The sequence below is a fragment of the Sphingobacterium sp. CZ-2 genome (genome assembly GCF_004526235.1).
GTDB classification, from domain to species: domain Bacteria; phylum Bacteroidota; class Bacteroidia; order Sphingobacteriales; family Sphingobacteriaceae; genus Sphingobacterium; species Sphingobacterium tenebrionis.
The window spans coordinates 373,586-392,422 of sequence record NZ_CP038159.1 but is presented as its reverse complement, the minus strand read 5'-3'; the positions used below and the strand labels follow the sequence as shown (position 1 = coordinate 392,422).

Here is an 18,837-nt window from a genome sequence, read left to right as displayed (position 1 = left end):
TGGTTTATTGATGTCTTCCTTCTAAATTTTTGGCAATGGTTTCTAAGCTCATTCCCTTTTCCTTTAATAGAACAATCAAATGGAATAAAAGGTCTGATGACTCATTGATAAAGTCATTATCGGTTTCGGTAAGTGCGGCAATAACCGTTTCCACAGCTTCCTCTCCTACCTTTTGAGCAATCTTATTAATCCCTCTGCTCCTTAATCTGTTCACGTAGGATTCATCGGAAGGGAAATCGATGCGGTGTTGCACGATGCGCTCCAATTCCAATAGGAAATTCTGGTTGAAGGGGGTATTGAAACAACTTCTGGAACCTGTATGGCAGGTTGGTCCAGCCGGGTTCACCTTGATCAATACGGTATCTTGGTCACAATCAATATGACTACTTACTACCTGCAAAAAATTCCCACTCTCCTCTCCTTTTGTCCACAACCTATTTTTACTTCTGGAAAAAAAGGTAACCTTTTGCTCTTCATTGGTTTTATTCCAAGCCTCCTCATTCATATAGCCCAACATTAACACTTCTAATGTCTGGGCATCTTGAATAACCACTGGAACCAAACCGTCCCCTTTCTTAAAATCAATATTCATGATGATAGTTAATATCAGAACCGAACAGGAATCCCTTGGTTCTGCAGTGTATTTTTTAATTCTGGAATCAATATTTCGCCATAATGAAATACTGAAGCTGCCAAAGCTGCATCGACTCCGGCTTCTTGGAATACATCGACAAAATGCTGTTGGTTTCCTGCACCGCCAGACGCAATCAATGGAATGTGGATACTGTCATTTATTTTTTTCAATAAGTTATTATCAAACCCATTCTTGGTACCATCATGGTCCATGGATGTCAATAAAATCTCACCAGCTCCCCTATCCTCTGCTTCTTTTACCCATTGCTCGGTCTCCAGATCTGTTATATCCCTGCCACCTCTCAGGTGTACATAGTTCTTTCCATTCACGAAGCGGGTATCCACCGCTAATACAACAAATTGAACACCAAAAGCATTGGCCAGTTCTTCCAATAGTTTTGGGTTTCGAACAGCAGCCGAATTGATGGAAATCTTGTCTGCACCCGCATTCAACAGGACATCCGCATCCGCTAATTCATTGATTCCACCACCAATGGTAAAGGGAATATTGATCTGACTAGCTACTGCTTTCACTAAGTCTACCGTAGTTTTACGATGTTCATGTGTAGCGGTAATATCCAAGAAGACCAGTTCATCTGCTCCTTGCTGTGAATATTGCCAAGCCAATTCAACTGGATCACCGGCATCTCGAAGGTCAACAAAATTGACCCCTTTTACCGTGCGTCCATCTTTAACATCTAAACAGGGAATAATCCGCTTTGCCAACATGTTTTAGAAACTGATTAAGGCTTTAAGATTCCAGTCTTTTATTTCTTCGATGCTGATTCTATTTTCATAGATAGCTTTACCAACCACCACAGATTCCATTTTACCCAAATCATTCAGCGCCTCAATATCTGCCATGGAACTGATGCCTCCTGATCCGATCAGTTTTATGATCGGCGAATGTCCAAGTAGTTTGCTGTACAGCTCTACACCGGCACCGCCTAATTTACCATCCTTACTGATGTCGGTACATAGGAAACGATAGAATCCTAATGCCAAACATTTATCAATGTATTCCATTAATTTAATTGGGGAGCTTTCTAGCCATCCCGAATATTTGATCACCTCATCCAGTACATCAATGGCAATGACGATATGGTCAGCGTATTTGATCCGGCCTTCGTTCAATGCAGAAAGTTCTTCCAAAAATGCCGGATTGGTTATCGCTTGTGTACCTACGATGACGCGGTACACCCCTGCATCGATCAATTCCTTTACTTTTTCGATACTACGGACACCACCACCATATTGCACTTTCATTTCAGTGCGTTTGATGATGTCGAATAGATAAGCTTGATTGCTAAAATCACCTTTGGCTCCATTAAGATCTATGATATGAACGATCTCTGTACCATTGGCATGGTATTTTTCGATCTGTTCTTCCAAAGAAATCGGATAAGTGGTAACCTCGTCGTAGTTGCCCTCTCTTAAACGGACAACCTGTTTGTCCAATACATCAATTGCAGGTATAATATACATAATATCAAAAATTCGATTAAAAATGACTAAAGTTAAGTAAGAGCTGTTCTCCTGCTTTTCCGGATTTCTCCGGGTGAAACTGAACTGCCCAAAAATTGTTCTTGGCAATCGCTGCTGAAAAGGTTAATCCATAATCACAGGTTGCGATGTTATACCTATCCTCATGTTCAATAAAATAAGAATGTACAAAATAAAAATACGTATTATTTGCAATATCCTTAAACAATGGACAGGAAGGGTCGAAGCTTATGCTATTCCAACCCATATGAGGTACTTTTTCGGTTACTCGACCTTCAAAATGCAAGGTCTTCACCGGAATAATCCCCAATAGATCGGCATGGCCTTCTTCGGAAAAGTCGGTCAGCAATTGCATCCCTACACATATTCCCAAAACTGGCTTTTCCAACTTGGGGATGGCCTCTGCCAAACCCGAGGCTTTCAATTTATCCATGGCTGCCCCTGCATGCCCAACCCCAGGGATAATGATCCGATCGTAACGATCAAAATCATCCTTGGTATTGATCATGCCGTAGGAAATATCCAAGCGCTGTAAAGCAGCGGTTATGGAGAATATATTCCCAGCACCATAATTTACGATTCCAACCATCTATTTATGTTTAATAACCAACTGGTCTTCAAATAGTTTTACAATAATCCTTTTGTGCTTGGCAACTGCATATTATCAGCATCTCTACGCACCGCCTTTTTGATGGTTTTGGCGAAGGCTTTAAAGATGGCTTCGATCTTATGGTGTTCATTTTCTCCCGTTGCCTGTACATTCAGGTTTGATTTGGACGCATCCGAAAAGGATTTGAAAAAATGAAAGAACATCTCCGTAGGCATATCTCCAATTTTTTCCCTTTTGAATTCGGCATCCCAGACAATCCAGTTCCGACCACCAAAATCTATCGCTACCTGCGCAAGACAGTCGTCCATCGGAAGGGTAAAAGCGTATCGTTCAATGCCGCGTTTGTTTCCAAGAGCAGTCAGGAAGATTTCACCCAGCGCAATACCGGTATCTTCAATAGTATGGTGTTCATCAATATGCAGATCGCCTTTGGCTTTGATCGTAAGGTCCAAAGCACCATGACGAGCTAATTGGTCAAGCATGTGATCGAAGAAGGGTAGCCTGGTATCAATATCCGATTTTCCGCTGCCATCCAGGTTCAATTTGATATAGATATCCGTTTCATTGGTTTTACGGTGATGCTCGGCCACACGGGTCCCCAATTTTAGGAATTCATAGATTGCTTTCCAATCGGAAGTCTCTAATGCAACCACATCGTTGCTGATTTCCACGCCTTCCAATTTCCCAAGATCATCGTTATTGCGCAGCCAGATGGCTTTCGCGCCTAAATTCTGTGCTAACCTCACATCATTAACGCGGTCGCCAATCACAAAGGAGTTTGCCAAATCATATTTTTGAGGATCAAAATACTCCTTCAGCATACCCACACCTGGTTTTCGGGTATCGGCATTTTCATGCGGGAAGGTCCTATCCACATGCTCGCGGGCAAAATTTACGCCTTCACCGGCGAAGGTATCCATCACCAAATGATGGACAGGCCAAAAATTCTCATCCGGATGGGAAGAAGTTCCTAAACCGTCTTGGTTAGTTACCAAGACCAATTCAAAATCCAATTCTTTGGCAATCCTTGGCAAGTATTGCAAGGCGCCTGGATAAAATTTCAATTTGGCGAATGAGTCTACCTGCTCATCTGCCGGCTCTTGAATTAATGTGCCGTCTCTATCGATAAAAAGGACACGAATTAATTGGTCAGACATGGGATATTATTTATAAAACTCTTGTATTTCGTTTATTAAACGTTCATTTTCCAACTTTGTCCCCACGGTAATACGTAGGCAACCATCGCATAATGCCACTTTTGAGCGGTCGCGAACAATGATTCCCTTGTCCACCAGAAAATCATATAGGGATCTAGGATCCTGAAGCTTGACCAAAATAAAGTTGGCATCGGAAGGGGTGATCTTTTCAACCTGCTGTAAGGCATCCAATTGGGATACTAAAGTTTCCCTTTCTTTGATGGTTTCCCGAATCCACTCGTTCACCACCTCATAATTATTCAATGCTTCCAATACCAGATCTTGGGTGGCCTGGTTGATGTTATAGGGTGGTTTTATTTTATTGAATACCGCAATGATTTCTTTACTCGCAAATGCCAATCCCAATCGTAATGCAGCCAATCCCCAAGCTTTGGAAAGTGTTTGTAGAACAACCAGGTTCGGGAATTCCGGCAAGGAATAGGTAAAGGATTTCTGTTTGGAGTAGTTGATGTATGCTTCATCCACCACGACAATACCTTTGAAATTGACCAAAAGGGTTTCAATATCCAATGGATTGATGCTATTACCGGTTGGGTTATTGGGCGAGCATACAAAAATAAGTTTGGTATGAGTGTCCAATGCCTCTGCGATACCATCTAGATCCAATTGATAATCTGCCGTCAAGTTTACTTTACGGACCTCCACATCATTGATATTGGCAGACACCTCATACATACCGTAAGTAGGTGGTACCAGGATCACATTATCGATTTTTGGTGTACAGAAAGCACGATAGAGAATATCGATTGCTTCGTCAGAACCATTGCCTAAGAACATGTTCTCGGCAGGCACACCTTTTATGCTGGATAATTTATGTTTTACTTGATGTTGAAGGGGGTCAGGATATCGGTTATAGTCATGAGGAAGCGGGGAGCCAAAAGCGTTTTCATTGGCATCCAAAAAAACAGATGCTTCCCCTTTGAATTCATCCCTTGCGGATGAATATGGTACGAGATTTCTAATGTTCTCTCGTAATAAGGCGGTTAAGTTGAAGGACATTATTTTAGACTATTTTTTTCTAGCTGTAAATATGGGCAAAAATTCACAAAAAAGGCTAAACTAAATACCATTTCCCCTCAATTGATAGCTCGGTATTAGGGAAAACAGTCTGGGCTTCTTCCAATAAAGGGCCGAGTGTTTTATACCTTGCGGAATAATGGCCCAAGAGCAATTTTTTCACCTGGCTTTCTTTAGCGATTTCAGCCGCTTCTAAACAGGTGGTATGGAAGGTTTCTTTGGCTCTGTCCCGCATTTCATCCAAAAAAGTAGATTCATGATATAAAAGATCAGCTCCTTGGATGGATGGTAAATAGATCGGATGCCTTACGGTATCTGAGCAGTAGGCATACGACCGGGAGGCAGGACCAGGGACCGTCAATGCCGCCGCTTGATGTACATTGCCCTGAGGATCGACGTAATCTATCCCCTTTTTCAAAAGCGAATAATAGGGTTTTGGAATATTCAAGGGTTCCACTTTTTCCGCTAAAATACTGGCAGAACGCTTTCCTTCATCAAATCGAAATCCAGTGCATGGGATACGATGGATTAATGGAAAGGATTTTACGGTCATCATCCTGGATGAAAAAATAAACTCTTCCTTTTCTGGATTTGTCGGATGGAAAATGATATTATACCGGATGACCGTTTCGGAATATTTGAAATGCAATTCCAAAATCTCCTGTAAAGGTGCAGGCCCATAGATATGGAGATCGGCCTTTCTACCTACCAAGTGCATGGAGGACACCAGGCCTACAAGACCTAAATAGTGGTCTCCATGCAGATGAGAGATAAAAATATGATCGATGCGATTGCTTTTGATACCATAGCGTGAAAGTTGCATCTGCGTACCTTCGCCACAATCGATCAAGAATAATTGTTCGTTATAATTGATGACCTGAGAAGTAGGATGGCGTTCAAAAATGGGTGTTGCTGAGCTGTTACCCAATACCAATACTTCAAATCGAATCATCTTATGCCTGCCCTTCTTTTAAATCCAATCGGATTTCATTTCCGAAGATCAGGTCTTTTGCTTTTTCTACGTCTTTGGTGATGATCAGGTAACTGTCCAAACCTAAGGAGCTGATATATTGTTTAACTCCTTCATTCAGGTTGGTGATAATGAATAAACCTCCCAAAGATTTACATAATCTACGTGCTAATAAACCGGTACGGATACCTGTTTCATCTGTTTCTAACACTTTATTCATATCCAAGACAATGTTTCGTTGTCCGCCGGTATTGCGGAGCATAAACTCGCCCTTTAAACTTGCGGCAGCATCTCCATCTAATTTTTCTTGAAGGGGCTCAATCACCACAAATCGATCGTATTTATCTACCGTAAATTTCATAAATGTTAGTCTTTTAAGATTAATGTATTATAGTTTCGCCAATTCTTCGCTCACATTGCGTTCAACGCGGTCCAGAACATCTCCATTTTCTGGATATTTGAACTTGTCGCCCGTGATGTGTTCAAAAAGTTCAATATAGCGTTCAGAAATTGAATTTACAATAGTATCTGTCATTTCAGGCACTTCTTGACCTTCTTTTCCTTGAAAACCATTTTCGATCAACCATTGTCTTACAAATTCCTTGGACAGTTGCTTCTGCGGTTCGCCATTTTGCTGACGTTCCTCATAACCATCCGCATAGAAGTAACGGGAAGAATCTGGTGTATGGATCTCATCGATCAGGTAGATGATGCCATCGCGTTTTCCAAATTCGTATTTGGTATCCACTAAGATTAATCCTCTTTCTGCTGCAATCTCAGTTCCTCTTTGAAAAAGCGCTTTTGCATATTTTTCCAATTGGGTATAATCTTCTTCAGAGACAATCCCTTGGCTGATGATTTCAGCTCTGGAGATATCCATATCATGACCGACCGCTGCTTTGGTGGTTGGGGTAATGATCGGTTCCGGAAGCTTATCATTTTCTTTCAGCCCTTCAGGAAGAACTTCACCGCAAAGCTCACGTCCGCCATCACGGTAGGTACGCCATAAATGTCCGGATACATAGCCACGAATCACCATTTCTACTTTAAAAGGCTCACAGCTTTTCCCGATCGTTACATTCGGATCTGGAACAGATACCACCCAATTCGGCAAGATATCAGCAGTAGCCTTTAAGAATTTGGAAGCGATCTGGTTCAATACTTGACCTTTATAAGGGATTGCACGAGGTAAAACGACATCGAATGCTGAAATACGATCGGAAGCTACCATCACCAAGTAATCGTTTGCAATGGTATAGACATCCCTGACTTTACCCCTATAAAATGCCGTCTGGTTTTTGAAATTGAAATTTGTTTCTTTTATTGTACTCATATTTGTTGCGTTTCCACGCGTTTAATTGCTATTAAATATCGCCATAGGCTTCTAGGATACGTTTCACCAATTTATGGCGAACAACGTCTGCCCCACTCAGGTAGATCATATCAATCCCTTCGATTCCTTCTAATATCTTGACGGCATTCACCAGACCAGATTGGGTCTTTTTTGGAAGATCCACTTGGGTCATGTCGCCAGTTACGATGAATTTTGCTGTTGGTCCCATACGTGTTAGGAACATCTTCAACTGCATATCGGTCGCATTTTGCGCCTCATCCAGGATCACAAAACAATTATCCAAGGTCCTACCCCGCATGAACGCTAAAGGTGCGACCTCAATGGTCCTGTTCTCTAGGTATCCTTTTAGTTTTTCTGCTGGAATCATATCATCCAACGCATCGTATAAAGGTCTTAGATAAGGATCCACCTTCTCTTTAAGGTCGCCAGGTAAAAAACCAAGGTTTTCTCCCGCTTCTACGGCAGGACGCGTCAGAATGATGCGTTTGATTTCCTTGTTTCTTAAGGCGCGGACCGCTAATGCTACCGCTGTATAGGTCTTTCCCGTACCAGCAGGGCCTATCGCAAACAGGATATCATTCTTGTTGATGCTATCGACCATTCGACGTTGATTTGCCGTTCTTGCACGAACTACGATTCCATTAGGGCCATAAACAATAGGCTCTCCTTTCATCGCAGCAGCTTTTGCCTCCGCCTCATCCTTTGGTGCGGCAGCAGGTGCTTTTAAGTCGGTAACCGAACTTAAAAGTCCCTCGAGCTCAAGTAACGATAGTGTCTGAAACTGGTTGACATGGCCAAGAATTTGGTCAAATACCTGCTGAAAGCGGTTCCTTTCTCCTTCTTCACCCAACACCTTAAGTTGACTTCCTCTGGCTACCAAGCGCAACTTGGGAAAAGCGCGTTTGATAAACTCATGATTCTCATTCTGAGCACCCCATAGGGTTATCAGATTGACTGTGTCCAAATTGATTTCTAATTCACTCAAATTTTAATCGATTAATTTTTCTTGATTCAAAAATACAATTTACTTTTTCTATTTTTGTAGTTCGCTTATCAAAAACAACAGTTAAATTTTTTGCTACGGGCATTTGGATAGTATGGGAGTAATAACGTTAACCACAGACTTAGGTCATCGCGATTTTTATCAGGCCGCATTAAAGGGCAGTATTATTTCGCAATTGCCGAATGTACGTCTGGTAGACATATCCCATGATATCCCTTCTTTCAGCATTCAGCATGCCGCATTTGTCATCAATAATGCCTACCCCTATTTTCCAGCGAAGACTGTTCATCTGATCGGTATCGACACTGTTTTTCAGGAGGATTCTCGCTATTTGGCCATGTCTTACAAAGGGCAATATTTTGTTGGCGCGGATAATGGGATTTTCAGTATCATTCTGGGGGAAGATCGTCCTACGGAAATGATCGAGATCAATATTATGCAGGATTTGAGGTATCTGCACTTTCCCTTAGCGGATATTTTGACCAAAGCAGCCTGCCATATTGCTAACGGAGGCAAATTTTCTGATATCGGTTTCCCGATCGAAAACCCTGTACAAAAGGTTTTGTTTCAACCTGTTTATAATCAGAACAGCATCAAAGGTCATGTAACGTTTATTGATTCCTTTGGAAATGTCATCAGTAATATCAGTAAGGAATTGTTCAATAAGATCCAAAATGGAAGGGATTTCGTTTTGAGATTTAAAAGAAATGAGACGATTTCAAAATTGAGCTGGCATTACAATGAGGTATCTGAAGGGGAGAAACTCTGTCTTTTTGGGATCAGTAATTTCTTGGAAATAGCTATTAATAAAGGTAATGCCAGTCAATTGTTGGGCTTATATCAGGATGAAACCATTTTGGTCGAGTTTTTTGACCATTAGAATCCCATGCCGACTTTCACAACGGCTCTACCCATATTATAGGTGACCCGCTCGTGATAATAATTATCTAGATTATTATTTAGAAATCCATCAAAAACAGGTCTTAACTTTGATCTTTCAAGTTTTATCTGTTGGAATTGATAGCCTATGCTCAGGGAAATGAAAGTTCTTTCTGCACCTACTTTCCATCTCCAACCCACATGTGGATGAAACCTCAAACCACCTTTAAAAGACCTATCCTTTTCGGTTACTGTGTTGTTCCAGACTTTATCTGCTGTGGAGTTTAGCCCGGCGAAGCCATAACCCGCATCCAATCCCGAATAAAATGTGGTGCGTTTATGGGGATTTAAAATAAATCGACCAGCAACATTGAATGGTAATACCCAGAACTTTTCATATTCATCAGCTGTGTATTTCTCCACTCCAGAAGAGAGACCCAATTCCCAAGATTCGGTCAACTTCAGGCCATGCATGGTCAAAAAACTATAACTGTTTTGAATAGGAATAAATCCATAGTTCATCAAACCAATTTCTGTTTGATTTACATAGGTCCTTTTACCCATTTGGGCATGTAAGGAAAAACTATTTCCTACGAAACATAATACGAGGATAACTATAAATTTCTTCATCTTACGAGCCTGGAGTTATATTAATACATCCTAATTCCTTAATATTCGATTTGTCTTGATAATCATATTGACAAATCTTTTTGGGGCCAATGACAATCATGGATTTCGGACCAGGAATTACATCATAACTCATCATGTTTGGCAAATTCTGCACTTCTTTTAGCGAAAGCTGCTGCCCCTCTTCAAAAGCGAAGCTCCTAAAACCATTCATTCCTTCTGTGAGGTAAACCATATTTCCAGATAAGCCTAAACCATAAGGAGATTTTAATGCTTGGGTAAGTTTTAGTTTAGGATTGCTCAAGTCTGCAATATCGATGACTTGTAATTCATTACTTCCTCCTCCGCATTCAATACCACTCCTCAGGGTGACAAAAGCATATTTGTCGTTTACAACCACGGGGTCGCAAGCGCGAAAGTGAGCAAAAGTGGATATCTTTTTAGGCGCGGCGGGGTTTTCCAGACTGATGATGTGCATACCTTGCGTGGTTCCAATGAACAGATTATCCTTATAGGGGAAAATAGTTTCCAATAGACCCGATAACCTCATCTTATCCACATAGGTTGCCGTATTTTTGTTGCTGATATCAAACCAATTCAAATCGGAAATATCCACGGTGTATAGATGGTTTTTGGATATGGTGAAACGTGCCAGTGACCCAGCTTGTCCAGTGCCACCTGAATTCCCATCGTAATTGATATTTGTATCATATTTTACAAAAGGTGTATGTTCTCTTGTATTTTTATAAGTAACTAGGGAATCCTTCCATCCAGCTACTACCTTCGTACCATTCATAGGCTTCCAACCCCAAACTGTATTCACCGTTTTAAAAACATCCTCCACTCTTTTCATCAACGTGGGTTTTGCGATGTTTTTAAGATCGAAAAGTAATAAATCGGCATAGTTATCCGTATATAAGACATCATCTTTTATGGCGAAATCCGAAGTACCTTCAACCGCCAAAAAAGTAATCTTCTCCGGTTTTGCCGGATTAGAATTGTTGTAAAAATGAATACCTTTTAAAGGCTCATTGATCAACAAAAAATCTTTATAGATATAGATTTTTCCGGTAGATTGAAGCTCTACCCCATCCTTGGTGCCGACAAATTCCTTACGGATCTCGGCCATTGTTTTGAATACAGCCACTTTGGCCATCACCTCTTGCTCATAAGTAATGCGATCGCAAGACACCGATAGGAATAATATTCCAGTAAGAAGGCCTATAAGACCTCTTGAGATGAAATTGTTGGTTCTTTTCATGCTGGTTAATAATTAGTTGTCATGTTTTTTAAATTCTTACGTTAAAAAATTATATTTTGCTACAATGTTTATTAAAAAAAGTATGTTTTTCATGTGGAACATCTTCAAACAGAAAAGAAAAATGAATTATAATTATTTGAAGTTTTTATTTGCCTGTATCTTGGTTTTCTCAGGATCGGCAATTCTTAAGGCACAGGATAGTACAGCACTTAAAACAGATTCCATCACCTTTGAATCCCAACGTGCTCGAGTAAATAAATTGTTGAACGAACGAAGTGCAAAATTTGGTGACTACGATAGTTCGCTGACCAAAAAGACAGGTGTTTTTGGTCTTTTTAAAACCAAAGGCGACATGCAGAAATCCATCGATATCCTTCGGAACATCGTGATCAATGATAACCATATCTTTATCGAGACGCGGAAATTGTTGGATCTTAAGGATGCCCAAAGCGAACGGTATCAGAAATTGGCAGCAGAGTATGACCAACAGGTTTCTGCCTACATGAAAACCATCAACAAATTGCAGCAAGAGAATGACAAGCTCCGTGGGGATATCAGTAATCTGGAGAACAGCGATCAAGGGAATGATAATAAATTGTTCATCGCCATCGTGATCATTTTGGGATTGGTAATTTCGGTTATTTATCTTTATTTAAAGCAGAAGCCTAAAAAATTGACTGTATAGTGATACGAAGAGCTATATATATGAGTACTTTTGCTCGATTTGATAATTTTAATTCATGGCCAGACCGAGATTGAACAGTGGAGATTCGCATTCGGAAGATTTACCGAAGCCGAAAATTAACAAGGAGACCCTAAAGAAAGCCTTAAAGATCTTTTCTTACATCCGACCTTTCAAATGGAAGTTCGTTATTGGGATGTTATTCCTTATTCTTTCGAGCTTGACCATGCTTACCTTTCCGGCCTTGATGGGCGCGATGATTGATGCAGCACAAGGAAAGCAGAAGTTCGATTGGCTCCCTGCCGATGTGATGTACATTGGTGTGCTGAGTATTTCGATACTGGCCGTACAATCTACGATTTCCTTTTTCCGGATTCGCTTGTTTGTGGAGATTGCAGAAAAATCACTTGCCAACATTCGGAAAGATACCTATCACCGGTTGATCACCTTGCCAATTGATTTCTTTGCCAACCGCAGAGTGGGTGAACTGAACAGTAGGCTTTCTGCCGACCTTTCTCAGATCCAGGACACCATGACAACCACCTTGGCTGAAATCTTGAGACAGACCATCAGTTTGGGCGTAGGGGTATTCCTTTTGGTGTTAGTTTCTCCAAAATTAGCGCTCATGAACCTGAGTGTGCTACCTATCATCATTGTAGTAGCACTTATTTTCGGCCGTTTTATCCGCAAACTTTCCAAAGAATCCCAAGATCAGTTGGCAGATTCCAATGCGATCGTTCAGGAAACTTTATTGGGGATCAGCAATGTAAAGGCATTCGTCAATGAATATTTTGAATCCAAACGCTATGCTTCCAAATTAGGGAAGGCGGTGAATCTTGCCGTGAAAGGGGCAACTTACCGCGGGTTATTTGCATCATTTATCATCTTTGCCATTTTCGGGGCAGCGATCGTCGTGATTTGGTATGGTGCCTCTCTGGTTTCGATTAATGAGATTTCGGTGGGCGACCTGACTATGTATATCTTATATTCCATGTTTGTGGCAGGTTCGATGGGAAGTTTCCCTGAACTCTACGCCAGCATCCAACGGTCCTTGGGAGCAAGTGAGCGAGTATTGGAAATCCTTGACGAAGATCAGGAAGATATCAAAGTGGATGAAACCGACAAAAACATCAAACAACCTTTAACAGGTGCCATCGCTTTTGATCATGTACGTTTCGCTTATCCGACACGTCCAGATATTCAAATTTTGAAAGATATTTCTTTCCAGATCCAAGCCGGCAAGAAATTGGCCATTGTAGGGCCAAGCGGCACTGGAAAGTCGACCATTGCTTCGCTCATATTGCAGTTTTACCAACCTACTGATGGTTCAATTTACTATGATGGCATCCCTGCTTCAGAATTGGCATTGACCGATATCCGAAACCAAGTAGCCGTGGTCCCCCAAGATGTACTTCTTTTCGGAGGAACGATTCGGGAGAACATCAGCTATGGAAACCTTCAAGCTGATGCCGAAGAAATCATCACAGCAGCAAAGCGGGCCAATGCCCATAACTTCATCATGGAGTTTCCAGAAGGATATGATACGGTTGTTGGTGAAAGAGGGGTTAAATTATCCGGTGGACAAAGGCAGCGAATCGCTATTGCGCGGGCTTTGTTGAAAGACCCAGCCATATTGATCTTGGATGAAGCGACTTCCTCCCTCGACTCCGAATCCGAACGTTTGGTGCAATTGGCTTTGGAAGAATTGATGAAGAACAGAACATCCGTGATTATTGCCCATAGATTGTCTACCATACGGGACGCTGATATGATTATCGTCGTAGAAAATGGCTTCATATCCGATGTTGGAACCCATCAGGAATTGATGAATAAAGGCGGGGGATTATACCAACATCTCTATCAATTACAGTCTCTTCAAGTTTTTGAAAGTTAATTTTTGTTAATTTCTCAAACCCACAAACATTTTGGCTTATTGCTTGTTTCCATTATACAATAACATGTAATTACAAAATAGGATAAAAAATTATAATCATGGAAAAGAATAGAAATGGATTAGTGGCATTCGCCCTACTAGGATTAGCTGTCGGAACTGCTGCATATTATTTATTAGGAACAGAGGATGGTAAAAAGCAATTAGACCGTGCAAACGACGGAATCAAGAGCTTAACAAAATCCATTAAAGATCTTTCTAAAAAAGAAGCAAAACGTGCTTCTAAATTTGCAAAATCCGCAAAAGAAGATTTAGAGAACTTAAAAGACCGTGCTAAAAATGCAGGTAGAGAAGCATTAGACAAAGCTTCTTCAAAAGCTAACGAATGGGCTGGCCGTGCATCAGATGCAGCACAAGGCATGGCTGACAAAGCTAACGATGTTGCTGATAAAGCGAAATCAGAAATTAAAAACGCTTAATTTCTAGACATCCGTCTTGGCTAGACAGATTGATTTGTATCTTTGCATATCATGGATCTGTTAACACAAGTCAAGACTTTAATATATAAGGATGTTTTATTGGAATGGCGTTCTAAATACGCTATCAATAGCATTCTTCTTTACGTAGTATCCACGGTATTTGTTTGTTATCAATCATTCCAATCCGTGGATACTTCTGTTTGGAACACCCTGTTCTGGATCATTCTTCTTTTCGCGGCCATCAATGCAATGAGCCGTTCCTTCCTTCAGGAAACAGGTAATAGACAACTTTATTATTATAGCATGGTAAGCCCAAAAGCAATAATTTTGGCAAAGATCATCTATAATTCCTTGATCATGATCTTAATGACAGGGATCGCTTTTATTGTTTACAACCTGATTTTTAGAACCCCGATCGGCAATCTACCTGTTTATTTATTGAGTATATTTTTAGGGAGCATTTCCTTTGCTACAGTATTTACCATGGTAGCAGGGATCAGTGCGAAAGCTGGAAACAACAGCACCATCATGGCCATCCTCAGTTTTCCGGTAATCATCCCCCTATTGATCGTCCTCATCAAATTATCAAAAGCTGCTGCCATAGGCGGTGTGATCGCTGATAGTTGGGGAGATATTGCTGTATTATTGGCAATTAATATAGTTACTATTGCCATTTCTTTGCTGTTATTTCCTTACCTTTGGCGAGATTGATTTTTTTGTTCGTATGAGAAAAAGTTGGTGGAAAATTCTTGCAGTTGTCATGGTTGCAAGTACCGTAGTTGCTGGTTTATTAGGCCCAGTACCCGTTTTGTACATCTTGAATGAAACCATCAGAAATGTGTATTTCCATGTACCTATGTGGTTTACCATGATGATTTTATACCTGATCTCCTTAATTTATAGCATCAAATACCTAAATACCGGAAAAAGAGAGCATGATTTTATGGCGGTAGAAGCTGTAAATACAGGTGTTATCTTCTGTTTTTGCGGTTTATTGACAGGTATGCTTTGGGCCAATTTCACCTGGGGAACCCCTTGGACAAATGACCCCCAATTGAATGGGGCTGCCATTGCAACCTTGATGTATCTGGCCTACCTAGTTTTAAGGAATGCCCTTGAAGAAGAACAAAAACGTGCCAAAATATCAGCCATCTATAATATTTTCGCTTTTCCGATCATGTTTGTGCTGATTTATATCCTCCCAAAAATGAATGATTCGCTTCACCCAGGTAGTGGTGGAAACTCTTCTTTCGGGGACTTGGATATGGACAATTATATGCGTCCGGTATTTTATACAGCGGTAATCGGTTGGATTTTGATAGGCACCTGGATTGCCACCCTACGTTATAGAATTCGATTAATAGAAGATAAAAGAAATAGTTTTTAATACAATGAGAAATTTCCTATACACTCTTTTTGCACTGCTTTTTAGCTTTGGGACAGCGTTCGCTCAAGAAAAGGTTCCTATGGCCGATGGCCTTCGCTCTGAAGGAAAAATCTACGTGGTTGTTTTGGTGATGTTGGTGATTTTCTTGGTGGTTGCCATCTACCTTTTCACCATCGACCGTAAAATCAGCAAATTAGAAAAAGACAAATAGCATTTAGCATATGTTAATCAACCAACATCGGACATTATCAGGGCTGAATGTTTTCCTGGTTATTCTTGTTGGGACGGTACTATGCCTTGGGGTATATCTACACTTGCCGGAGAAACTTACTCCCGTGCTTTTTGAACCCGGCATCAGCAACCTTTTAGGTTTTCAGATCGGGGCGGAATTATCCCCCCAATCTAATGTGTTCATCACATTAATCTTGACCATCCTCCAAGCTTTCTATCTGAATAGGGTCGTCAATCATTTCAACCTCCTTGGAAAACCCAATTTCCTGACCGCCTTGATGTTCATGACCTTGGTCAGTGTGTTCATACCGTTTTTGGTATTATCCCCTACCCTTATCTGTAATTTTATCACCATTTGGATGGTGCAGAAGCTTTTCAATATCTATAAACATGCAGATGTTAAGGGTATCATGTTTGACTTGGGCTTATTGGTTGCATTGGGAAGCCTGATCTATTTTCCATTTATTGTGATGCTTTTGCTCATTTGGGCAAGCTTGGTAATTTTTAGGGCATTCTCCTGGAGAGAATGGATTACGCCTTTATTGGGTGTAACCGTTGTTTATTTCCTATTGGCCGTTTGTTATTATTGGCTGGAAAGAATGAATGAGTTCTATGAAATCTTTAGACCATTCACCTATGCCCTTCCAACCCGATTGAATATGGATGTACATGATTATTTTGTACTGATTCCTATCGTGGTGGCTATTGGAGGGTTTTTATTTATATTAAAGGATAATTTTTTCAAGAGCGTTGTCCAGGTTCGAAAGAGTTTCCAATTATTGTTCGTGATGCTGATCCTCATCTTTGGATCATTCTATCTAAATCCGGATAAATCGGTAAACCATTTTTTATTGACCATTCCAGCGCTTTCCATTTATCTGGCCTACTTCTTTACCTATGCGAAGATAAAATGGTTTTATGAAACCTTGTACCTGATTATATTGGCCACCATAATCTATTTTCAGTTTTTCTAAAAAACTGACAGTTAGCTGTTTAACCTTTTTTAACAACAAAATCTTACGTGGTTATTAAAAATTAGATAGTTTTGTAGCGAAATTTTAGCCTAAACAGGGCCATTATTATTTTAAAGTTGATACAATTGAGACGAATATTTACACACAAAAACCTGCTTACAGCATTGGGTATTGGGGTACTGATGTTGGGCTTTACGGAGGTTAAAGCACAGTCATCTACTTCACACTCACCTTACTCACAATATGGTTTGGGACAGATGAGGGAGGATCTATTGCCTCAAACTCGCGCAATGGGCGGAATTTCCAGTGGTGTTCGTTATCAAGGTGGTCTACCAATCTTAAACATGGCAAACCCTGCCAGTTATTCTGCATTAAACAGAACGATCTTAGATGCCGGTCTATATGGCAACTTCACCCAATTGGCTAAATCTGGTTCTACTGGTAAAACAGCAGACTTTGCATTCAGTCATTTTGCCTTCGGTTTTTCATTGAACAAACAGAATGGTCCAAAAGTAGGTGGTGTGTCTTTCGGTTTGATGCCTTATTCGGATGTAGGTTATAATGTAAAATCTGCTCGTCAGATTGATAATATCCCATATCAAACCAGTTTGGTAGGTGAAGGTGGTATCAATAAAGCCTATGTAGGATATGGGGTTTCTCCATTTGCTGGTTTCAGCATTGGGGCAAATGCCGGTTTCCTTTTTGGAAACCTGTTCGATAAAGCAATGATCCAATTCCCTTATGAAGCAGGGATGTATAATACCTCAGAAACCATTACCCAACAAATAAGAGGGGCTACTTTTGATTACGGTGCACAATATTTCAAAGCATTGGGCAACAAAGTCAATTTTACCATTGGTTATTCAGGTTCATTGAACAATACTGTAAACAGTAAGACCACATCTTTAGTTACCCTGACCCAAACGGATGCAACAGATCCTGATGGCGAACAAGTGGCTATCGATACTTCCTCCTTTGAACCACTTTCAAACAGAAACTTAAATCTACCTCTAAAACACAGTGTTGGATTTACCTTGAGCAAAGGTATCAACTGGAGTATTGGAGCTGATTTTAAATACGCAGACTGGTCAAAATATCATACCGAAATGGGTGAGCCACCATTGGGCAAAAACATCGGAATTGCAGTTGGTGGACAGTTCAAACCAGATGCTACTTCATTAAAATATTTGAACCTGGTTGATTATCGTTTAGGATTCAGGTATAATAAAACACATATTTCGGTAGATAACCACCGTATTTCCGATATGGCGATTACCGTAGGTATGGGATTCCCATTACCAGAGACGAATTTTGGTAGAACATTCTCGAATGTGAATGTTTCAGCAGAGTTTGGTCAACAAGGCACCATGAACAACAACCTGGTTAGAGAGCGTTATATCAACATCAACCTAGGGTTTACCATCAATGATGCTTGGTTCCAGAGAAGAAGTTACGATTAACATGAAAATTAATTCATTGAAAATATCATCAATTTTGCCCCTATCAATGTTATTGTTAGGGGCAATCTTGTCAATTGCCTGCGAAAACGACCAAAAAGATATCGATCGATTGGCCAATATCGAAGCAGAAGAGGCTGTTGATATTTCCAAGCATGTTACCGTGATTTATAGCGACTCTGCAAAAGTGAAAGCAGAGTTGAAAGCGCCCGAAATGCGCCAATACCACGATTCCGCACGTGTAGGAAACATGGAGTTCCAAAAAGGATTGCTCTTGATTTTCTATGGGCCGGACGGGAAAGAGTCGCAGCGCATCACTTCCAATTATGGTGTCCTAAAACAACAGGAAGGGATTACGGAATTCCGAAAGAATGTGGTGATCACCTTGGCGAATGGTTCCATTCTGAATACTGAGGAATTGATCCATGACGATAAACAGAAAAAATACTATGGAAGTCAACCTATTTCAGCCATTTTTACAGATGGCCGCGGGAACATGCAGGGAACTTCCTTTACTTCAGATCTCGATTTTAATATGATCGAATGGACCAATGGAACAGGCTTGATTTATATGCAGAACAACTCGGGATTTCCGGGTTTAGGGAACTAAAATAAATTTTTACACTTTTTTTCATAAAAGTTGTATCTTGCGCCTTGTTTTT

Annotated in this window: 22 protein-coding genes; 10 read left to right on the top strand and 12 right to left on the bottom strand. The window is 40.6% G+C overall.

Translation table 11 applies throughout. The features are described from left to right. Positions 1 to 4 precede the first annotated feature (4 nt). From hisIE to E3D81_RS01720, 10 genes are read right to left on the bottom strand one after another with little or no spacing between them, the layout of a single operon-like run. Positions 5 to 592, bottom strand: a complete 588-nt coding sequence (hisIE, locus tag E3D81_RS01765) for a bifunctional phosphoribosyl-AMP cyclohydrolase/phosphoribosyl-ATP diphosphatase HisIE (protein WP_099367748.1) — start codon at positions 590 to 592, stop codon at positions 5 to 7. Positions 593 to 606: 14 nt separating this feature from the next. After that, positions 607 to 1,362 (bottom strand): imidazole glycerol phosphate synthase subunit HisF, encoded by a 756-nt coding sequence (gene hisF, locus E3D81_RS01760; RefSeq protein WP_134776192.1) that lies wholly within the window; start codon positions 1,360 to 1,362, stop codon positions 607 to 609. A gap of 3 nt (positions 1,363 to 1,365) precedes the next feature. After that, the gene (locus E3D81_RS01755) at positions 1,366 to 2,118 is read right to left on the bottom strand and encodes a HisA/HisF-related TIM barrel protein (RefSeq protein ID WP_099367750.1); all 753 of its coding nucleotides are present in this window, start codon (positions 2,116 to 2,118) and stop codon (positions 1,366 to 1,368) included. Positions 2,119 to 2,134: 16 nt separating this feature from the next. Beyond that, positions 2,135 to 2,725, bottom strand: a complete 591-nt coding sequence (hisH, locus tag E3D81_RS01750; protein WP_134776191.1) for an imidazole glycerol phosphate synthase subunit HisH — start codon at positions 2,723 to 2,725, stop codon at positions 2,135 to 2,137. Positions 2,726 to 2,763: 38 nt separating this feature from the next. After that, positions 2,764 to 3,903, bottom strand: coding sequence for a bifunctional histidinol-phosphatase/imidazoleglycerol-phosphate dehydratase HisB (gene hisB / locus E3D81_RS01745; protein ID WP_134776190.1), 1,140 nt, complete (start codon positions 3,901 to 3,903; stop codon positions 2,764 to 2,766). Between the two features lie 6 nt (positions 3,904 to 3,909). Beyond that, positions 3,910 to 4,962, bottom strand: coding sequence for a histidinol-phosphate transaminase (gene hisC / locus E3D81_RS01740; RefSeq protein ID WP_134776189.1), 1,053 nt, complete (start codon positions 4,960 to 4,962; stop codon positions 3,910 to 3,912). Between the two features lie 55 nt (positions 4,963 to 5,017). Continuing rightward, positions 5,018 to 5,929, bottom strand: coding sequence for a ribonuclease Z (locus E3D81_RS01735; RefSeq protein WP_134778367.1), 912 nt, complete (start codon positions 5,927 to 5,929; stop codon positions 5,018 to 5,020). Between the two features lie 4 nt (positions 5,930 to 5,933). Then, positions 5,934 to 6,311 carry an STAS domain-containing protein gene (locus E3D81_RS01730; RefSeq protein ID WP_099367754.1) on the bottom strand — a complete coding sequence of 126 codons (378 nt, stop codon included), beginning with the start codon at positions 6,309 to 6,311 and terminating at the stop codon, positions 5,934 to 5,936. Positions 6,312 to 6,338: 27 nt separating this feature from the next. Then, positions 6,339 to 7,283 (bottom strand): phosphoribosylaminoimidazolesuccinocarboxamide synthase, encoded by a 945-nt coding sequence (locus E3D81_RS01725; RefSeq protein ID WP_134776188.1) that lies wholly within the window; start codon positions 7,281 to 7,283, stop codon positions 6,339 to 6,341. A gap of 31 nt (positions 7,284 to 7,314) precedes the next feature. Next, positions 7,315 to 8,289: a PhoH family protein gene (locus tag E3D81_RS01720; RefSeq protein ID WP_134776187.1), complete on the bottom strand. Its 975-nt coding sequence runs from the start codon at positions 8,287 to 8,289 to the stop codon at positions 7,315 to 7,317. 112 nt (positions 8,290 to 8,401) lie between these two features. Between E3D81_RS01720 and E3D81_RS01715 the strand changes: the two genes are divergently transcribed. After that, positions 8,402 to 9,187: an S-adenosyl-l-methionine hydroxide adenosyltransferase family protein gene (locus tag E3D81_RS01715; protein ID WP_099367757.1), complete on the top strand. Its 786-nt coding sequence runs from the start codon at positions 8,402 to 8,404 to the stop codon at positions 9,185 to 9,187. Here E3D81_RS01715 and E3D81_RS01710 read toward each other — a convergent pair. Together E3D81_RS01710 and E3D81_RS01705 are read right to left on the bottom strand one after the other, a co-directional pair. After that, positions 9,184 to 9,816, bottom strand: coding sequence for a hypothetical protein (locus tag E3D81_RS01710; protein ID WP_134776186.1), 633 nt, complete (start codon positions 9,814 to 9,816; stop codon positions 9,184 to 9,186). The genes E3D81_RS01715 and E3D81_RS01710 overlap by 4 nt on opposite strands. Before the next feature lies 1 nt (position 9,817). After that, positions 9,818 to 11,074 carry an LVIVD repeat-containing protein gene (locus E3D81_RS01705; RefSeq protein ID WP_099367759.1) on the bottom strand — a complete coding sequence of 419 codons (1,257 nt, stop codon included), beginning with the start codon at positions 11,072 to 11,074 and terminating at the stop codon, positions 9,818 to 9,820. Between the two features lie 121 nt (positions 11,075 to 11,195). On the opposite strand from E3D81_RS01705, the gene E3D81_RS01700 reads away from it, so the two are divergent. From E3D81_RS01700 to lptC, 9 genes are all read left to right on the top strand, one after another. Next, positions 11,196 to 11,759 carry a hypothetical protein gene (locus E3D81_RS01700; RefSeq protein ID WP_134776185.1) on the top strand — a complete coding sequence of 188 codons (564 nt, stop codon included), beginning with the start codon at positions 11,196 to 11,198 and terminating at the stop codon, positions 11,757 to 11,759. Between the two features lie 55 nt (positions 11,760 to 11,814). Further along, a complete protein-coding gene (locus tag E3D81_RS01695) occupies positions 11,815 to 13,650 on the top strand; it encodes an ABC transporter ATP-binding protein (protein ID WP_134776184.1) in 1,836 nt (611 codons plus the stop codon). A 98-nt stretch (positions 13,651 to 13,748) separates the two neighbouring features. After that, on the top strand, positions 13,749 to 14,126 hold the full coding sequence (locus E3D81_RS01690) for a YtxH domain-containing protein (protein WP_099367762.1): 378 nt from the start codon (positions 13,749 to 13,751) through the stop codon (positions 14,124 to 14,126). A gap of 51 nt (positions 14,127 to 14,177) precedes the next feature. Beyond that, positions 14,178 to 14,837: a heme exporter protein CcmB gene (locus tag E3D81_RS01685; RefSeq protein ID WP_099367763.1), complete on the top strand. Its 660-nt coding sequence runs from the start codon at positions 14,178 to 14,180 to the stop codon at positions 14,835 to 14,837. A 13-nt stretch (positions 14,838 to 14,850) separates the two neighbouring features. Then, positions 14,851 to 15,513: a cytochrome c biogenesis protein gene (ccsA, locus tag E3D81_RS01680; RefSeq protein WP_134776183.1), complete on the top strand. Its 663-nt coding sequence runs from the start codon at positions 14,851 to 14,853 to the stop codon at positions 15,511 to 15,513. A gap of 4 nt (positions 15,514 to 15,517) precedes the next feature. Next, a complete protein-coding gene (locus tag E3D81_RS01675; protein ID WP_134776182.1) occupies positions 15,518 to 15,724 on the top strand; it encodes a CcmD family protein in 207 nt (68 codons plus the stop codon). Between the two features lie 10 nt (positions 15,725 to 15,734). Next, positions 15,735 to 16,718 carry a DUF6427 family protein gene (locus tag E3D81_RS01670; RefSeq protein ID WP_134776181.1) on the top strand — a complete coding sequence of 328 codons (984 nt, stop codon included), beginning with the start codon at positions 15,735 to 15,737 and terminating at the stop codon, positions 16,716 to 16,718. A 125-nt stretch (positions 16,719 to 16,843) separates the two neighbouring features. Then, positions 16,844 to 18,178: a hypothetical protein gene (locus tag E3D81_RS01665; protein ID WP_245153265.1), complete on the top strand. Its 1,335-nt coding sequence runs from the start codon at positions 16,844 to 16,846 to the stop codon at positions 18,176 to 18,178. A 1-nt stretch (position 18,179) separates the two neighbouring features. Beyond that, positions 18,180 to 18,785: an LPS export ABC transporter periplasmic protein LptC gene (gene lptC, locus E3D81_RS01660; RefSeq protein ID WP_099367813.1), complete on the top strand. Its 606-nt coding sequence runs from the start codon at positions 18,180 to 18,182 to the stop codon at positions 18,783 to 18,785. The last annotated feature ends 52 nt before the right edge of the window (positions 18,786 to 18,837 follow it).